Below are 15,924 nucleotides of genomic sequence, written 5' to 3' on the forward strand. Positions count from 1 at the left end.
CAATTCTCCTAGTTACGGGCAATCGTATAAGTACGTTTAATTTTGCCTTGCAGCTGAATCAAGCCATAAATCAGGGCTTCGGCAGTCGGCGGGCAACCGGGCACATAAACATCTACCGGCACAATACGGTCGCAGCCGCGCACAACGGAATAAGAGTAGTGGTAATATCCGCCACCATTGGCGCACGAACCCATAGACAACACCCAACGCGGCTCGGCCATTTGATCGTATACACGTCTTAAAGCAGGCGCCATTTTATTGCACAAAGTACCCGCTACAATCATTAAGTCGGATTGACGTGGGGAGGGACGGAAAATGATGCCGAAGCGGTCAAGGTCGTAACGCGCCGCACCGGCCTGCATCATTTCTACCGCACAACAGGCCAAACCGAACGTTACCGGCCATAAAGAACCGGTACGCACATAATTCAGCACCGTATCCGCACTTGCGGTTACGAAGCCTTTATTCAAAACGCCTTCTATTCCCATTCCAGCGCACCTTTTTTCCATTCGTAGACAAAGCCTACGGTGAGAACCACAACAAACACAAACATAGACCAGAACGCAAACTGCCCTTGGGCAACCATTAAATCTTTAAATACAACGGCCCAAGGAATCATAAATGCCACTTCCAAGTCGAAAAGGATAAATAATATCGCCACCAAATAGTAACGCACATCAAATTTCATACGCGCGTTTTCAAACGCCTCAAAACCACACTCAAACGGTGCGTCTTTTTCGGCATAGTGGTGTTTGGGCCCGAGTACGTTTCCCAAGATAAGGAACAATATACCGGCGGCCAAACCGATAAGTAGAAAAATTAATACGGGAAGATAGCTTGCCAACATGTGCTTGCACCTAATTTGTTAACATAAAATGCTAGAAAATACTTTTGAATTGTATCTAATTTCCAAGTTATTTTAAAGTTGAAGTATTAAAAAAATGCTAGAAAAAGCCAATAATTTCAAGTAATTTTCGAGAACGATTATCATTAATCGATATTTAATGAAAACTGTTATTAGTAACTCAATTTATTGCTTTATTAAAAAAATCAAACTCTATTTTACAAAGAAGCTTCCCACAAAAAAATATGACAATCGCTTGTTTAGCCCTGCTTTTTTTCAAATAAAAAATTCGGTTATACATTGATTAGCGCATTGAAAATAAAATATTAAGGCCGTCTCTGAAATGTTTCAGACGGCCTTAAGCAACGCAATCAATATAAAAAGTTTACAAATTTGAGTCACTATTTAAAAAACCGCCGCTTTGATGCGCCCATAATTTGGCGTATAACCCGTTTTTCTCCAATAGTTCGGCATGACTACCCTCTTCAACGATACGGCCCTTATCAAGCACAATCAATCTATCCATTGCTGCAATTGTCGATAGACGGTGTGCAATCGCGATGACAGTTTTGTGCTCCATCATCTTATCAAGGCTTTCCTGAATAGCCACCTCTACTTCGGAATCCAAGGCGCTGGTTGCCTCATCCAACAATAAGATTGGTGCATCCTTCAGCATCACCCGCGCAATGGCAATACGTTGTCTTTGGCCGCCTGAAAGCTTCACGCCACGTTCGCCAACATGGGCATCATAACCGATACGGCCCTTGGCATCAGAAAGATTAGGAATAAAGTCGGCAGCTTCTGCACGATTGGCAGCAGATATCATTTCTTCATCTGTCGCACTGGGGCGACCATAAATAATATTATCCCGCACCGAACGGTGTAACAAGCTGGTATCTTGTGTTACCAACCCGATTTGAGCACGCAAGCTTTCTTGGGTGACATCGGTAATATCTTGCCCGTCGATAGTAATACGGCCACTTTGTGCCTCATAAAACCTCAATAATAAATTGACGATAGTAGATTTTCCCGCACCTGAGCGCCCGATTAAGCCGACTTTTTCACCGGCTTTAACGGTTAAGTTGAAATCATTTAATAAAGGCTTGTTTAAGTCATAAGAAAAATCGACATGTTCAAAACGGATTTCGCCACGTCCAATTTTTAAAGGCACAGCTTCCGGTTTATCGATAATCGTATGCGGTTTAGAAAGTGTCTCCATTCCATCATTAATGGTACCGATGTTTTCAAATAAGCGCGTAGCTTCCCGCATAATATATTGTGACAATCCGTTAACACGCAACGACATAGCAGTGGCCGTAGCTATGGCGCCAACACCTACTTTCCCATTGAGCCACAACCAAATACCTAATGCGGTAACTGATAAGGTTAAGCTGGTATTGATAATAAAATTACAAGTGCGAAGGGTGGTTCCTAGCCGCATTTGCGCATGTACCGTTGCCAGAAATTCCTGCATAGACCGTTTGGCGTAGCTTGCTTCGCGGGCACCATGAGAAAACAGTTTGACGGTAGCAATATTGGCATAGGTATCGGTAATCCGTCCCGACATCAACGAACGGGCATCGGCCTGACGTTGGGCTGTTTTCGACAACTTTGGAATCAAAATGGATAGCATTGTTGTAAAAACCACAATCCAACCGATAAACGGTACCAACAACCAACCATCCAACACTGACAATATCACGCCCGATGTCATGAAATAGACCAAAACATAAACGACCATATCGGCCAATGTCATTACTGTATCGCGTATAGCCAATGCCGTTTGCATTACTTTCGCAGATACCCTGCCGGCAAATTCGTCTTGATAAAACCCAAGGCTCTGCCCCAGCATCAGACGGTGGAAATTCCAACGTAACCGCATAGGGAAAACACCTTGCAGTGTTTGTAGTTGTACACAGAACTGAACAAAATTCAAAAATATGGCAAACACCATTAACCCGGCCATCGCCAACAACCAAATACCTTTTTCAGACCATAATGTCTGCGGCGTATAGTGTCCGATCCAATCTATAATCTGACCCATAAATTGGAATAACATAGCTTCAATAACACCCGTTCCGGCTGTTAACAACGCCAACCCAAAAACCCACCAACGAACACCTTCCGTACAACTCCAAACAAAACGCAGCCACCCTTTTTCAGGTGTTTGGGGTGGTGCTGCAGGATAAGGATCAATGCGGGATTCAAACCAACTAAAAATTCTTTTTATCATAGAGTGCGCCCTTTATTCTTCTTTATTATTTATTATTGACAATCCGAATAACAACTTGCGGTAAAAGCAGGGCCGAGTTAAAAATAACTTTTCAGACGGCCTAGCAAGCCATCCGTCGCAATATGAAGTCAAAAATATCAATATACTTTTATTAAAAACAAAACTAATCTAACAATTAGCTATCCACTAAAACGATACTTGATAGCGCTATAACTTCTTCAAGCCGTCTAAAAACAACTTATTTCAGTAAATTTTTTAAAGCCAACCGTACGCCTTCACCCACATCCGTTCCCACGGGAATACCTTTCACGGCTGCTTTAGCTTCCCTTTCACTGTAGCCCAATGCCAACAAGGTACTGACAACATCATCGGCAGCCTCGTTATCCACAATGTTCGACGGCATATCAGCCACCCCTTCCGGCACTAACTTACCACGCAACTCTAAAACCATACGCTCGGCTGTTTTTTTACCAATACCCGGCGCGGATGACAGCCGTTTAATATCTTCTTGGGCAATAGCTTGGGCAAGTTCTTCCGTATTCATAGCCGATAAAATACCCAGAGCCGTTTTAGCACCGATACCACTTACTTTCACCAGCTGCCGGAATGTGGCACGCTCACCCGCAGTAGCAAAACCAAATAATAAATGCGCATCTTCACGCACCACCAACTGAGTATAAAGCTGCACGGTTTCATTCAAAGGGGGTAACACATAAAAAGTTTGCATGGATACATCTGCTTCGTATGCTACGCCATTCACATCAATAACCACCTGCGGCGGGGTCTTTTCAACCAGCTTGCCGGTTAATCTGCTTATCATAAAACTCTTCCGAAACTTATTTATAATAATTATATGGCTTATATATTTTAATATTATTTAACCAATATCTTTTTTCAGACGGCTTAAATTTTCCAGACCAATTTATTCCGCACATGTACAAACAAACGAATTATAGCGAAGAATCCTGATAATAAGCACCCCATATAGAAGTTGTTTATTACCCTGCTTCTTCGCCTAAAGCACATGCACTAATATTTTTTAAATCTACACACAATCCATAAAAAAAGGCCTGTATAAATACAGGCCGTCTGAAATATTGGATTTAGAATACACCTGAAACTTTAGCAAGCTTCAAATGCCCTCCGGTTTTTTGTAAATAAGCTTGTGTATCAACTTTTACCGGAGTGTTTTGCGAACCGTTAACATGCATGCTGCGAACTTCATTTTGAACCGCATTATCAGCATGTTTTTCCGGTACAATCTGCTCAATACGCACCTTTGCCGTTCCGGTATGCATAAAGCCCAATCTTTTGGCAGCAGCTTTAGAAACATCTACAATACGCTTACCATGAAAAGGACCGCGGTCATTAATACGGACAACCACACTTTTACCATTTTGCAAATTAGTCACTCTTGCATAGCTGGGAATAGGCAATGTTTTATGGGCTGCAGTCATTTCGTTCATATCATAACGCTCGCCGCTAGAAGTTTTACGACCGTGAAACTTCTTACCGTACCATGATGCACGACCAACCTGACTGAATGAAGAAACTTTTTTACGCGGTGTATAACGTTTACCGGCAACTTTATAGCTCATATTTGCCGCACGGTTAAGTTTTTCAACCTTTACGATTGCATCAGCATTTGCTTGGCTGCTGAAAGCCAGTCCTAAAACAGTGGCAGCAAATACCCCTGAAAAAAAAGTATGTTTGGCTTGTGTCAAAACGGATTCCAATTCTTGAGTTAATCGTGCAATACCTTGTTCGACAAGGTCTTTTCAGACGGCTTCTATATACCGCCTCTATAATCATTTTGCCGCCACGCTTCAAAAAGCATTACAGCAACCGTGTTTGATAAATTCATGCTTCTGCTATCGGGCATCATCGGCAAACGCAGTTTTTGTTCCGCCGGCAGCATATCAAGAACCTGCTGCGGCAATCCCCTTGTTTCAGGGCCGAATAAAAACACATCACCTTCCTGAAAAACCGTTTTATCGGGTCGGGTATGGCCTTTGGTTGTCAAGGCAAAAATACGCCGTCCCTTTAATGCAGCCAGGCAGTCGTCAAAATTTTCATGAACCACTAACTTGGCGAACTCATGGTAATCTAATCCAGCCCGTTTCATTTTACTTGAGTCTAGGGGAAACCCTAATGGTTTGACCAAGTGCAACTCCGCACCGGTATTGGCGCATAAGCGGATGATATTGCCCGTGTTCGGCGGGATTTCAGGTTGATACAAAACAACAGTAAACATATAAATCAAATATTTAAGTGTCGAACTATGCCGCAAACGAAGCGGCACGTCAAAAAGTTTTTCATTATTTTTTCATTGGCGGATGCGACAACGCCCAGCAAAAAACCGCATCAGCCCCCGCCGCTTTTAGCGTTCGGGCCAATTCTTCCAAAGTCGCCCCTGTTGTGGCAACATCGTCCACAAGCAAAATTTTACGCTTATTAACGTATTGTTTTTCTATAACAAAAGCATTCTTTACGTTTTTACGGCGTTCCTTTCTTTTTAGCAAGCTTTGCGGTACATGATGCCGTCTGAATACCCTATGGTGTGAAAGCACCGGCCAACCATAAACCCTACCTATTGCCTCAGCCAATCCTTCACTTTGATTAAACCCGCGAAACAGCCGCCTCTCTTTACTCAGCGGCACAGCCAATACCGTATCAATGTTAACATCGCCCAACCAAGGCGGCGGATGCGCCAACATCAAACGGCCCAAAGGCAGCAGCATACTCAAATCGGCACGATGCTTAAAAGCATAAATCATACTGCTTATAGGTGGTGCATAATAAACCGATGTCCATAAACGTTCAAATGGCGGCGGCCTCTGTTGACATTTCCCGCACCCCACCCCACCTGTACTCATACTTGCACAACTCGGACACGTTGTTGACGGGTCAATACGCAATTCAAGTACATCTGCGGCACACGCCAGGCACAGGCCGTCTGAAACAGCATAATCATGGCATAATACACATCGTTGTTCTATACCCGACACTCCCCACCACCATGAAAGAAAACCCATGTCAAATTCCGTCAAAAAAGTTTATCTGATACACGGTTGGGCGGCAAACCGTCACGTTTTCGATGATTTGATACCCCGCTTACCTGAAAGCTGGGATATCGAAGCACTAAATCTGCCCGGCCACGGCGACGCACCTTTTAACGGTTCGTTCCACATTACCGATATAGCTGATGATTTAGCCGAAAAAATTGACGAGCCCGCTTATTTACTCGGCTGGTCACTCGGCGGACTCGTTGCTTTATATACCGCCGCCCGCCATCCCGAAAAAGTTCGTGCATTATGTATCACAACCGGTTTCGCTAAATTTCAGGCGGCGCCGGATTATCCCGAAGGCATACAAACCTCTGCACTAGACAAAATGATTGAACTGTTCCAACAAGATTATTACAAATATATAAAACAATTTCTACAGTTACAATTTTTATATACAAAAGAGCGGCAGCCTGTTTTAGAAACAATAATGCCCGAGATTGCCCAATATGGCCCGCCTAGCGCCATAAAAGCCGCTTTAGATGCCATAATAGAAACGGATATCCGCCCGCTTTTACCGGATATCGATATACCGACACTGTTAATATTCGGCGCCAAAGACACCATTGCCCCACCGCGTATGGGCAAATATCTGCAACAACACATGCCGCACAGCGACCTACACGTTATCGAAAAATCCGCCCATGCCCCGTTTCTCACGCAACCTGATGAATTTTCTTCATTGCTGACCACATTTTTCGAACAACATTAATTTCCCTTTTTCAGACGGCCCTGTATCTTAAAAAACCTGCATTATTTTTTTATCATAATAAAAACACCATGCTTTTCTTATTATCTCCATGCCGAACAATTATTAACTCACAATATATTCATTATTAAACAAGTATAGTTGAAGGCCGCCTGAAACAGGATAATACTTATAAATTAAAAATATTTAACCTTATTTAGGTATAACACCCATTCCAACGCAGTTATTTCATCAATTTACATACAAATATGTATTTTTATATAAAAAGCTGGCTGGAAAATTGCCCCATGTGGCCCAACTTAATAAAATACAAACATTTGAATAACACAACGCAGGCATGAGCACACCTTTTATCGAAATGAAAAACGTCGCTTTCTCTTATGGAGAAAGACCCGTTCTCAATAATATTAACTTCACCATTGAGCAAGGGCATTTTGCTGCGGTAATGGGTGGTTCCGGCAGTGGTAAAACCACGCTGATGCGACTGATTACCGGCCAACTCAAGCCTCAAAGCGGACAAGTTTTGATTGAAGGGCGCAATATTGTCGAATTCAATGCAAGCGAATTGTACGAACACCGCCGCCGCATGGGTGTATTGTTTCAATATGGCGCACTGTTTACCGATTTATCGGTATTCGACAACATCGCTTTCCCCATGCGCGAACTGACCAAACTGCCCGAACCGGTTATCCGCGATTTGGTTATTTTAAAATTAAATGCGGTCGGGCTACGCGGTGTGGAAAACCTAATGCCTTCCGAGCTTTCGGGCGGCATGTCCAGAAGGGTTGCACTGGCGCGAACCATTGCGTTGGATCCGGAAATCCTGATTTACGACGAACCGTTTACCGGCCTTGATCCGATTTCGTTGGGCGTAATCGCACACTTAATCAGCCGTACCAATAAAGCATTACGCTCCACCAGTATTATGGTGTCACACGATATCGAACAATCTTTAGCCATTGTTGATCAGGTTGTTTTTCTGGCGCACGGTGAAATTAAGTTTTCAGGATCGCCGCAAGAAATGCGAAAACTCGATTCACCTTGGGTACAACAATTTGTCGGCGGCCTGCCCAACGGCCCGGTACCATTCCGTTATCCGGCAAGTACCGATTTAAAACAGGATTTATTAGGCACGGCATAAATAACATTACCGGCCGTCTGAAAAGATGAGATGAATATTAAAGAGCCATGAACTTTATCGCAACCATCGGGCATAACACCCTACAATTTATCCGTGCATTGGGCAGCGTTTGTTTGTTTTTTATACAAATTCTGTCTAAATCGGGAACAGCCCTAATCCGCTTTAGGTTGAGCGTCCGCCAAGTTTATTTTGCCGGCGTTTTATCGGTATTGATTATTGCCGTTTCCGGTTTGTTCGTCGGTATGGTTTTAGGATTGCAAGGTTATACGCAACTATCCAAATTCAAATCTGCCGATGTTTTAGGATTTATGGTTGCCGCCAGTTTATTGCGTGAACTCGGCCCGGTATTGGCAGCCATTCTGTTTGCCAGCAGCGCCGGCGGCGCCATGACCAGTGAAATCGGCCTGATGAAAACAACCGAACAGCTTGAAGCCATGAACGTAATGGCCGTAAACCCGGTTGCCCGTGTGGTTGTGCCGCGTTTTTGGGCAGGCGTTTTCTCTATGCCGCTATTGGCTTCGATTTTTAACGTTGCCGGCATTTATGGCGCCTATTTAATCGGCGTCCAGTATTTAGGCTTGGATAGCGGCATTTTTTGGTCGCAAATGCAAAGTAATATTACTTTTGACTATGACGTATTGAACGGTTTGATTAAATCAACCGTTTTCGGGTTGGCCGTTACACTGATTGCCGTCCATCAAGGCTTTCACAGCGTACCCACTTCCGAAGGAATTTTGCGCGCCAGTACGCGTACGGTTGTTTCTTCCGCACTAACTGTTTTGGCTATTGATTTTATCTTAACCGCATTCATGTTTACCGAGTGATACGATGAAAAAAAGTGTTTTAGAATTTTGGGTCGGCTTATTTGTTTTATTGGGCATTATTGCCGTAGGCTTCCTTGCCTTCCGTGTTGCCGGCGGGGTATCCGTCGGCGGCGGTTCCGGAAAGACTTATACCGTATATGCCGATTTTACCGACATTGGCGGCTTAAAAACCAATGCCCCGGTTAAAGCCGCAGGCGTATTGGTCGGCCGGGTTGGCAGTATCAGCCTAGACCCGCAAACCTATCAAGCCAGAGTCAGCTTGAATTTAAACAGCCAATACCAATTTAGCAGTGACGTATCCGCACAAATCCTAACGTCCGGCCTGCTCGGTGAGCAATATATCGGTTTAATGCAAGGTGGCGATATAGAAAACCTTGAAGCCGGCGATACGATTACCATTACCGCTTCCGCTTTGGTATTGGAAAACCTGATCGGTAAATTCATGACCAACTTTACCGAAAAAAACGCAAACGGTTCCGATACGGAAAATTCTGTACAAACGCCGTCTGAATAATCTTTAATTAGAAAAACATATAGGAAACATACATCATGAAAAAATCAGCTTTCTTCAGTGCCCTGAGCATCGGCCTTTTAAGCATCAGCCTTGCCACAGCGGCACCCGCCGACGCCGTTAACCAAATCCGCACCAATGCAACCCAAGTATTAAATATCTTGAAAGGTGCCAATGGCAGCAATGATGCAGCTATCCGCCGCAAAGCCGAAAATTATGCTATCCCCTATTTCGACTTCCAACGCATGACGGCTTTAGCCGTAGGCAATCCGTGGCGCCAAGCCACCCCAGCGCAAAAACGGGCGTTAACCAAAGAATTCCAAACCCTGCTGATTCGTACTTATTCGGGCACCATGTTGAAATTCAAAAACGCCAAAGTAACCGTTAGCAATAAACCTATTGTGAACCGCGGCGGTAAAGAAGTGATTGTTCATGCCGACGTTACCCCCGAAAACGGCCAAACCGTTAAAATGGATTTCACCACATATCAAAGCGGCAACAAATACCGTGCCTATAATGTGGCCGTTGAAGGTGCCAGCTTGGTAACCGTTTACCGCAATCAATTCGGTGAAACCATTAAAGCCAAAGGCATCGACGGTTTAATTAGCGAACTGAAATCTAAAAACGGCAGCAAATAAAACATGAAATCCGAAGTACGCAACGGTATTTTATATATAAGCGGCGATGTTACCGTGAAAACGGTCACATCGGCTGTTTATACGCAATTTGAACAGCAATGCCGTCTGAAAGAAATCGAAGCCATCGACCTAACAGAAGTGTCTCGTGCAGATTCGGCCTGTATTTCCCTATTACTCACTGCATTACGCCTAAAAGGCGATTCGATATCTTTACGCGGCGTTCCCGATTCCGTGAGTGCTTTATCCGAATTATATGAAATAAAAGAATGGGTAGCCCCATGAATATGAAAAAAACCACCACTATCCCCCTTATTGCACTGAGCTTGGCCATAGCACAACCCGCCCTAGCCGAAAGCAATCCCGCCGACCCCTACGAGCCCTATAACCGCACCATGTTTAAAATAAACGAAAAAGCGGATAAATATATATTCAGCCCGGTGGCACGCGGCTACCGTAAAGTTACCCCCAAACCCGTTCGTACCGGTGTCAGCAATTTTTTCAACAACCTACGCGATGTCGTCAGCATGGGCAGCAACCTGCTCAGGTTGGATATTAAACGGGCCAGCGAAGATCTCGTCCGTGTCGGCGTTAACACCACTTTCGGCTTAGGCGGCCTGATTGACGTTGCCGGTGCTGGCGGTGTGCCCAACAATAAAAACACACTGGGCGACACCTTTGCATCATGGGGTTGGAAAAACAGCAACTACTTCGTTTACCCACTGGCCGGCCCTTCTACCGTGCGTGACGGTATCGGCAACACCATTACTTATGCGTATCCGGTTAAAAATGCCATTTTTGAAACCGATAAAGCCCGTGTCGGCACTTCCGTTTTAAACGCAGTCAGCATGCGCGAACAGTATTTGGATTTAACCGACAGCTTGGATGATGCGGCCCTTGATAAATACACTTATACCCGTGATGTTTTTATGAAAGTGCGCGCACTGCAAACCGGCGCCACTCTGCCCGCAGGAATGGAAGACGATATTGATATTGATGATTTGGTTGACGAACCCTCTCCGGAAGCAGAAGCGCCAACGGTTGATCAACAAGAAGATATATCTGCCGATGCCTATAAACCTGTATCCGATATGACACCACAAAGCAGCCTGGCCATACCCGAAGAAGCACAACCGCAAGCTTTAGGGATTTGGGTTCCTGATGAGCTTTAAGGTTATCAATTTACCTGTATAAAAAATGACCGCATATGAGTTGAATTGTATGCGGTCGGTTTTTTATATTACAGAATATTTTCTCTTAGTAAATACCCATGAGCAGAAGCTCTTTCAACCATAAAAGTTAAAATAGTTATAAGCTTCTCTTTTAATTTAAAATCTCTCTTAATTTTTTCTCTATTCAAGAAAGTAAATTTTCTCAAGATATTTTCTAAATAAAATAAAGTATTAGGCTCCAAACCTCTAAGTTCTAAATCAGGTTTTGAAGAAATTATATTAAACAACCAATCTATTCCCTCTTCATGAAATTGACTACCAATTGAATACAGGACTCTTGTGATACTGTAAAGCACTGCGGGATAACTTGGTAAATCCGTAGAAATTCTTTCATATAACCAAAAGTTTTGTGGATTTAAACTATGCCATTTTTTTTGCTTTTCTCCCCACCATCTCCAAGCTAGTAAATAATTAATTATGATTTGATCACCTGAATCTCGATATAAATTACGGGAAGAAAATATCCCAATAATTTTTGGATAGATTAATGCCCAAATATACCAAAAGTTATCATTGCGTTGTATTCTATCTTCCGACAATACTAAATTCTCAATAAAATCAGATAAATATTCATTTATCTTAAAATGGATTAAAAATGGGTGGATTAATTCATCAATTTCTTGATCGCTTTTTCTATTCAATAAAATCTCACTAATTTTTTGAAAACCTATTATGCGAGTTCTATATAAATTATCATCATGGTTCGATCTATCTTTATCTCTTAATAATTTTTCAGCTAATCGTGGCAAAATTTTATTTAAAATAGCTAAATGTTCTACTTCATCTGTATTATTGGGAAGGATTTGAAGTATAACTTCTAAATCTTGTATTCCATGATTTTCTAATTGCTCAATATCTAATTCTATTTTATCTTCATCGCCATCATAGACTTTGTTATATAACTCTTGAAACTTTTTAAATCTTACTGATGGTTGATCTCTATAGTTTGGACTATTCCTGGGCTCTAAAACAACCTGATTGAATAGTGGCTTATACTGAATATATATGTTTAAAATTTGATTGGCTATATCAGGATTTTTTTGCCAAAGATTTTGCTCATAAATAGAATCGATAGCATAATCACTTACTCTGCTAAATCCATTAATAGGATGCTGATCAAAGAATATAAGTATAAATAGCCCTATAAAATCATCTGTTTCTTTAGGAAATAAGTCGATAAGCTTTGGTAGCGCATGGATACATTCCTCAATGCCATCACTTATTTGGTAGAAATAATAATCTGAAATCAATCTTTCTATACTTCCGACAATCCACTCTTTACATAAAGTTTGATCATCCTTTGTAAGCTTATCACTATGCTCAATAATTAATTTTGCACAAACTTTAAATGGCGTGGCTTTATTGAATTGAACAAACTCAGAAGAATCCTGATTTCTTGATTCTTCAACCAGCTTGTTAATTAACTCTTTCATCTCTTTAAGGGCTAGTAAAGGATTTTCATTATATTTTCTAACACTCTCCGATTTCTTCTCATCAAACTTAGTAGCCCACTGTTGTAATGCAAGATATTTAAAAGTTTCATTAATTTGAGATTGTGAATCCTCACTGAGTTGTTTTTGCGAATCGGTCAACTCTGTACTGAAATATATTTTACTTCCATCTGCATCATCTATAATTTTAGGCTTCAGCTTTCTTTTATCCATCCGAGTAAAAAGAATACTTTTTTTAATATCTTCTTCCGAATCCGAAAATGAAGCTTGATGTTTATCAAGAGTACTAAAAATAGCTTCAATAAATTCAGCATTTTCTTTATCAGAATATCCTTCTACACCTAAAATTTGATATTGCCAACATAACGATTCCAGATCATTCTTTCTATGCGTGTCTTCACAAGTTTTTAAACGTTCTTCGACGTATAGCCCATTAGCTATTACATTTAAGCCATACCCAATTGAGTAAAGAGAATTAGCTTGATTTTCAAAATCTCTTCTTCTTGAATCTGCATGAAATAAATCTTTGCTACTAAATAATATAAGAGCGATTTGGGGAAATTTGTTTGGATATGCCAAAACAATACTACATACGACCGATGTTAGTGAGCTTGATTTAGCATTTACAAGAATTTTTAATAATATTTTCTCTATGATTTCCGGACTTACTTCTACGAATTGCAATAAGAATTTCTCTAACGCCATGTGCATAGATTGAAGTAAATAAGGCGTAACAGGGCTTCCCGTCCCACGATACATCATCCATAACGTTAAGCTATGAAATTGGGTTATTTCTTTGTTATTGATAATAAGCGTAATTTCTCTGACATCATCTATATTGCTAACAGCATATTTTTCTATGGTTTTATTAGTAAATCTCACAATAAAATCAATAGCTGTTAAAAACCCTTTAGAGTTCAATAACCACCATGTTGGCGTTTGATACGCACTTGCAGGAGTATAATAATGCGTAGTTGATCGGTGCAATCCATAATGGATTTCTATATCATGCCTATAATTATATAAGGAAGATTTACTCTCATTTTTTTCTAGCCAAAAAAACTCACATAATGGAATTATAGATTGAGGCAATAATTGAATTAATCTGCCAGCACGATAAGATTCTTCTACAATTATGGAGCAAAGTCTATAATAAGGATGCTCTGATTTAAAACATTCATTTTCAAAAACTATATTGAAGATATCAACTAATTCATCTTGAATCTCATCACAAGCTAAAAAAATAATTGTGTAAGCTAGTTCTTCTGATTTTCCACGAAGAGATAATGTTTTTTCCAACTCAGCTTCTTTTAATATATACAAAGATAGTAAGCCTGATAGTCGAGTAGTAATACCTTTATCATGTGCCTGACTCCAAGCCAATAAAACAGGTAAAACTAAATCGTAGTGAGTTTTAAAAAAGTCATCTTTATCTTTATGATTATAAATAAACGCAATAGTAGTATCCCAACCTTTGCCTTTAGGTTTAGGGCTATAATTAAGATCACCAACATCACTACAAGCAACTTGTAGTAAAAATAATATATGCTTAAGGATATAAAAATTATCGGCCAGCAACTCTTTTTCAAACAATGTGAAAAACTCTTCAGCATAGTCTGATAATAATACAGAGATGAGTACTTCATCTTTCCAAAAAAATTGTGCTGAAGACTTATTTGTAAAATTTATAACAGATTGTTTTATAAAACCTTTAATCTCTCTATTATTTTCTAATAGTTTCTCAGAAAGCCAATACCTAAATGCTCTTCTAATTGGTAACCCTTCACCAATGGTTTGAAAGAACTCATCAACAGAATGATTACAATAAGCCTGCTCAATAATTCGATTTAAAGCCCATTCCTCATAGATATCATGAGTAATAAAATAGCCATCATGTTTTTCATCATAGCCTAAAATATCATCTTGTTTTAATCCTGCAAGTGCCTCTTGAGATAAATCACTACCATCAATATAAAACTTGCCAGTATTTGCTCTTGCCTTAGCTATTTCTAGAAAACAACGACCTCTCTTTATATAGATATTATTCTTCTGAACAGCATTATTTTGAATTTTTTTCTTCCACAATAAATCTATAAACTCCGCGAAACTATTAATAGTTTCATCAGCACTCTTATAGCTAATATATTCATTTAAATAAAATAAGTTTCTAATTCTATCTTTGAAATTCTCATTTGTAGGAAGTTCGATATTAAACTCACCAGATATTTCAGTCAGTTTCTCATTAGAAATCAGCTTTAAATCCAATGTTTCACATTTCAAACCATAACTTTCTTTTAAATGAAATCGTAAGTCATCCAAATAAGATAACCTTGTCGTGAAAACCATTGTCCAATTATGCTCTGATAATTTATCAATCAAATTATTTAAGACATTTTGATTAGATATTTCAGATAGTTTCTCCGCAGAATCAATGATGAATAGCTTCTTGGCCTCATTAGCATAAGACTCAAAAAAATCAGCAAGCGAAAAATTATGATCAAATTTAAATAGATCACTAATATGATTAATATTTAATTCAGTTGCTTTAAATATACAAATAGGTATCTCTTTGGCATATTTATTATAAAAGCGTTTGATAATAGCTGTTTTACCACTACCACCTTCACCTGAAATAATAAGATTCTGCCCTTGATTTATTTTTTCACTAAGCTTTGAAACCCATTCTGTTCTATCTATTTCAATCTTTTTATCCTCTACCATAATTGATGTGCGGATAGCATTAAGAATATTTAAATTATGCTTTTCTACATTGTCTAATAATTGATCAAGTGTAGGCTTGAGGTTGAAAAATAAATCATAAATATATTTATTTTTAGGCAGTGCTAATTGACGTTCCAAATGGCTGGGAACGCGCCATTCCAAAGTTACCCCTAACCCTTTACATGCTTGTTCAATATCAATCTGATAATTAGGCTTTTTATTACCGGCGTTCGAACTTTCAGATAATTCTTGATTAACATAAAAATAAATAATATTGATTTTAGGATTTTTGCTTTTAGCTTTTTGAATATTTTCAATAATCTGTCTTTTTCTATCTTTAATAGGCACTTGATAAAATTTTGCTGAAAAGCCATACCAAACACCATCTTTTTCTAATGGTTCAGTTTCAATGCCTGTTTGATTTTTATATCTAAATAATCCTATATGATTATCAAACTCAGCACAAAAAAGAAAATAAGCCATCTGCTCGAAAGCTCTCTCTTCTTTATCATTATTTTTAACACTGAATAAAGCCCAATTCATAACTATTTTCCTGTA

Annotated in this window: 14 protein-coding genes and 1 pseudogene; 7 read left to right on the forward strand and 8 right to left on the reverse strand. The window is 40.1% G+C overall.

Features of this window, described 5'->3' with window-relative positions:
• Positions 1 to 8: 8 nt before the first annotated feature.
• From NXS09_RS06385 to NXS09_RS06415, 7 genes and pseudogenes are all read right to left on the reverse strand, one after another.
• On the reverse strand, positions 9 to 488 hold the full coding sequence (locus tag NXS09_RS06385; RefSeq protein ID WP_151049648.1) for a NuoB/complex I 20 kDa subunit family protein: 480 nt from the start codon (positions 486 to 488) through the stop codon (positions 9 to 11).
• Positions 479 to 847, reverse strand: a complete 369-nt coding sequence (locus NXS09_RS06390) for an NADH-quinone oxidoreductase subunit A (protein WP_259291718.1) — start codon at positions 845 to 847, stop codon at positions 479 to 481. The genes NXS09_RS06385 and NXS09_RS06390 overlap by 10 nt, the downstream gene beginning before the upstream one ends.
• Before the next feature lie 382 nt (positions 848 to 1,229).
• Positions 1,230 to 3,077, reverse strand: coding sequence for an ABC transporter ATP-binding protein (locus NXS09_RS06395; protein ID WP_259291719.1), 1,848 nt, complete (start codon positions 3,075 to 3,077; stop codon positions 1,230 to 1,232).
• A gap of 238 nt (positions 3,078 to 3,315) precedes the next feature.
• Positions 3,316 to 3,897, reverse strand: coding sequence for a Holliday junction branch migration protein RuvA (gene ruvA, locus NXS09_RS06400; protein ID WP_259291720.1), 582 nt, complete (start codon positions 3,895 to 3,897; stop codon positions 3,316 to 3,318).
• Positions 3,898 to 4,294: 397 nt separating this feature from the next.
• Positions 4,295 to 4,744, reverse strand: a pseudogene (locus NXS09_RS06405) (septal ring lytic transglycosylase RlpA family protein); the annotation flags it as partial.
• A 122-nt stretch (positions 4,745 to 4,866) separates the two neighbouring features.
• Positions 4,867 to 5,331: a tRNA (uridine(34)/cytosine(34)/5-carboxymethylaminomethyluridine(34)-2'-O)-methyltransferase TrmL gene (gene trmL / locus NXS09_RS06410; protein WP_259291721.1), complete on the reverse strand. Its 465-nt coding sequence runs from the start codon at positions 5,329 to 5,331 to the stop codon at positions 4,867 to 4,869.
• Between the two features lie 64 nt (positions 5,332 to 5,395).
• Positions 5,396 to 6,112 carry a ComF family protein gene (locus tag NXS09_RS06415; protein ID WP_259291722.1) on the reverse strand — a complete coding sequence of 239 codons (717 nt, stop codon included), beginning with the start codon at positions 6,110 to 6,112 and terminating at the stop codon, positions 5,396 to 5,398.
• On the opposite strand from NXS09_RS06415, the gene bioH reads away from it, so the two are divergent.
• From bioH to NXS09_RS06450, 7 genes are all read left to right on the forward strand, one after another.
• Positions 6,111 to 6,854, forward strand: coding sequence for a pimeloyl-ACP methyl ester esterase BioH (gene bioH, locus NXS09_RS06420; protein WP_259291723.1), 744 nt, complete (start codon positions 6,111 to 6,113; stop codon positions 6,852 to 6,854). The genes NXS09_RS06415 and bioH overlap by 2 nt on opposite strands.
• Before the next feature lie 334 nt (positions 6,855 to 7,188).
• Positions 7,189 to 7,992, forward strand: coding sequence for an ABC transporter ATP-binding protein (locus tag NXS09_RS06425; RefSeq protein ID WP_259291724.1), 804 nt, complete (start codon positions 7,189 to 7,191; stop codon positions 7,990 to 7,992).
• Positions 7,993 to 8,039: 47 nt separating this feature from the next.
• Positions 8,040 to 8,816 carry a lipid asymmetry maintenance ABC transporter permease subunit MlaE gene (gene mlaE, locus NXS09_RS06430; protein ID WP_259291725.1) on the forward strand — a complete coding sequence of 259 codons (777 nt, stop codon included), beginning with the start codon at positions 8,040 to 8,042 and terminating at the stop codon, positions 8,814 to 8,816.
• Between the two features lie 4 nt (positions 8,817 to 8,820).
• A complete protein-coding gene (mlaD, locus tag NXS09_RS06435; RefSeq protein WP_259291726.1) occupies positions 8,821 to 9,330 on the forward strand; it encodes an outer membrane lipid asymmetry maintenance protein MlaD in 510 nt (169 codons plus the stop codon).
• 35 nt (positions 9,331 to 9,365) lie between these two features.
• A complete protein-coding gene (locus NXS09_RS06440) occupies positions 9,366 to 9,965 on the forward strand; it encodes an MlaC/ttg2D family ABC transporter substrate-binding protein (RefSeq protein WP_259291727.1) in 600 nt (199 codons plus the stop codon).
• 3 nt (positions 9,966 to 9,968) lie between these two features.
• Positions 9,969 to 10,247, forward strand: coding sequence for an STAS domain-containing protein (locus NXS09_RS06445; protein WP_259291728.1), 279 nt, complete (start codon positions 9,969 to 9,971; stop codon positions 10,245 to 10,247).
• A gap of 2 nt (positions 10,248 to 10,249) precedes the next feature.
• Entirely contained in the window at positions 10,250 to 11,134 is an 885-nt protein-coding gene (locus NXS09_RS06450; RefSeq protein ID WP_259291777.1) for an MlaA family lipoprotein, read from the forward strand.
• 68 nt (positions 11,135 to 11,202) lie between these two features.
• On the opposite strand, the gene avs4 is transcribed toward NXS09_RS06450, so the two are convergent.
• Complete coding sequence (gene avs4, locus NXS09_RS06455; RefSeq protein ID WP_259291729.1) at positions 11,203 to 15,909, reverse strand: AVAST type 4 anti-phage nuclease Avs4; 4,707 nt, start codon at positions 15,907 to 15,909, stop codon at positions 11,203 to 11,205.
• Between the last annotated feature and the right edge of the window lie 15 nt (positions 15,910 to 15,924).

Origin of the sequence: Neisseria montereyensis (assembly GCF_024834045.1) — a bacterium.
Lineage (GTDB): Bacteria > Pseudomonadota > Gammaproteobacteria > Burkholderiales > Neisseriaceae > Neisseria > Neisseria montereyensis.

Excerpts from the sequence above, each read along its gene's own strand:
- trmL (WP_259291721.1), bottom strand. The coding sequence starts at position 5,331 with ATGTTTACTGTTGTTTTGTATCAACCTGAAATCCCGCCGAACACGGGC.
- mlaE (WP_259291725.1), top strand. The coding sequence starts at position 8,040 with ATGAACTTTATCGCAACCATCGGGCATAACACCCTACAATTTATCCGT.
- ruvA (WP_259291720.1), bottom strand. The coding sequence starts at position 3,897 with ATGATAAGCAGATTAACCGGCAAGCTGGTTGAAAAGACCCCGCCGCAG.
- bioH (WP_259291723.1), top strand. The coding sequence starts at position 6,111 with ATGTCAAATTCCGTCAAAAAAGTTTATCTGATACACGGTTGGGCGGCA.
- NXS09_RS06445 (WP_259291728.1), top strand. The coding sequence starts at position 9,969 with ATGAAATCCGAAGTACGCAACGGTATTTTATATATAAGCGGCGATGTT.
- NXS09_RS06415 (WP_259291722.1), bottom strand. The coding sequence starts at position 6,112 with ATGGGTTTTCTTTCATGGTGGTGGGGAGTGTCGGGTATAGAACAACGA.
- avs4 (WP_259291729.1), bottom strand. The coding sequence starts at position 15,909 with ATGAATTGGGCTTTATTCAGTGTTAAAAATAATGATAAAGAAGAGAGA.
- NXS09_RS06450 (WP_259291777.1), top strand. The coding sequence starts at position 10,250 with ATGAAAAAAACCACCACTATCCCCCTTATTGCACTGAGCTTGGCCATA.
- NXS09_RS06385 (WP_151049648.1), bottom strand. The coding sequence starts at position 488 with ATGGGAATAGAAGGCGTTTTGAATAAAGGCTTCGTAACCGCAAGTGCG.
- NXS09_RS06395 (WP_259291719.1), bottom strand. The coding sequence starts at position 3,077 with ATGATAAAAAGAATTTTTAGTTGGTTTGAATCCCGCATTGATCCTTAT.
- NXS09_RS06390 (WP_259291718.1), bottom strand. The coding sequence starts at position 847 with ATGTTGGCAAGCTATCTTCCCGTATTAATTTTTCTACTTATCGGTTTG.
- NXS09_RS06440 (WP_259291727.1), top strand. The coding sequence starts at position 9,366 with ATGAAAAAATCAGCTTTCTTCAGTGCCCTGAGCATCGGCCTTTTAAGC.
- NXS09_RS06425 (WP_259291724.1), top strand. The coding sequence starts at position 7,189 with ATGAGCACACCTTTTATCGAAATGAAAAACGTCGCTTTCTCTTATGGA.
- mlaD (WP_259291726.1), top strand. The coding sequence starts at position 8,821 with ATGAAAAAAAGTGTTTTAGAATTTTGGGTCGGCTTATTTGTTTTATTG.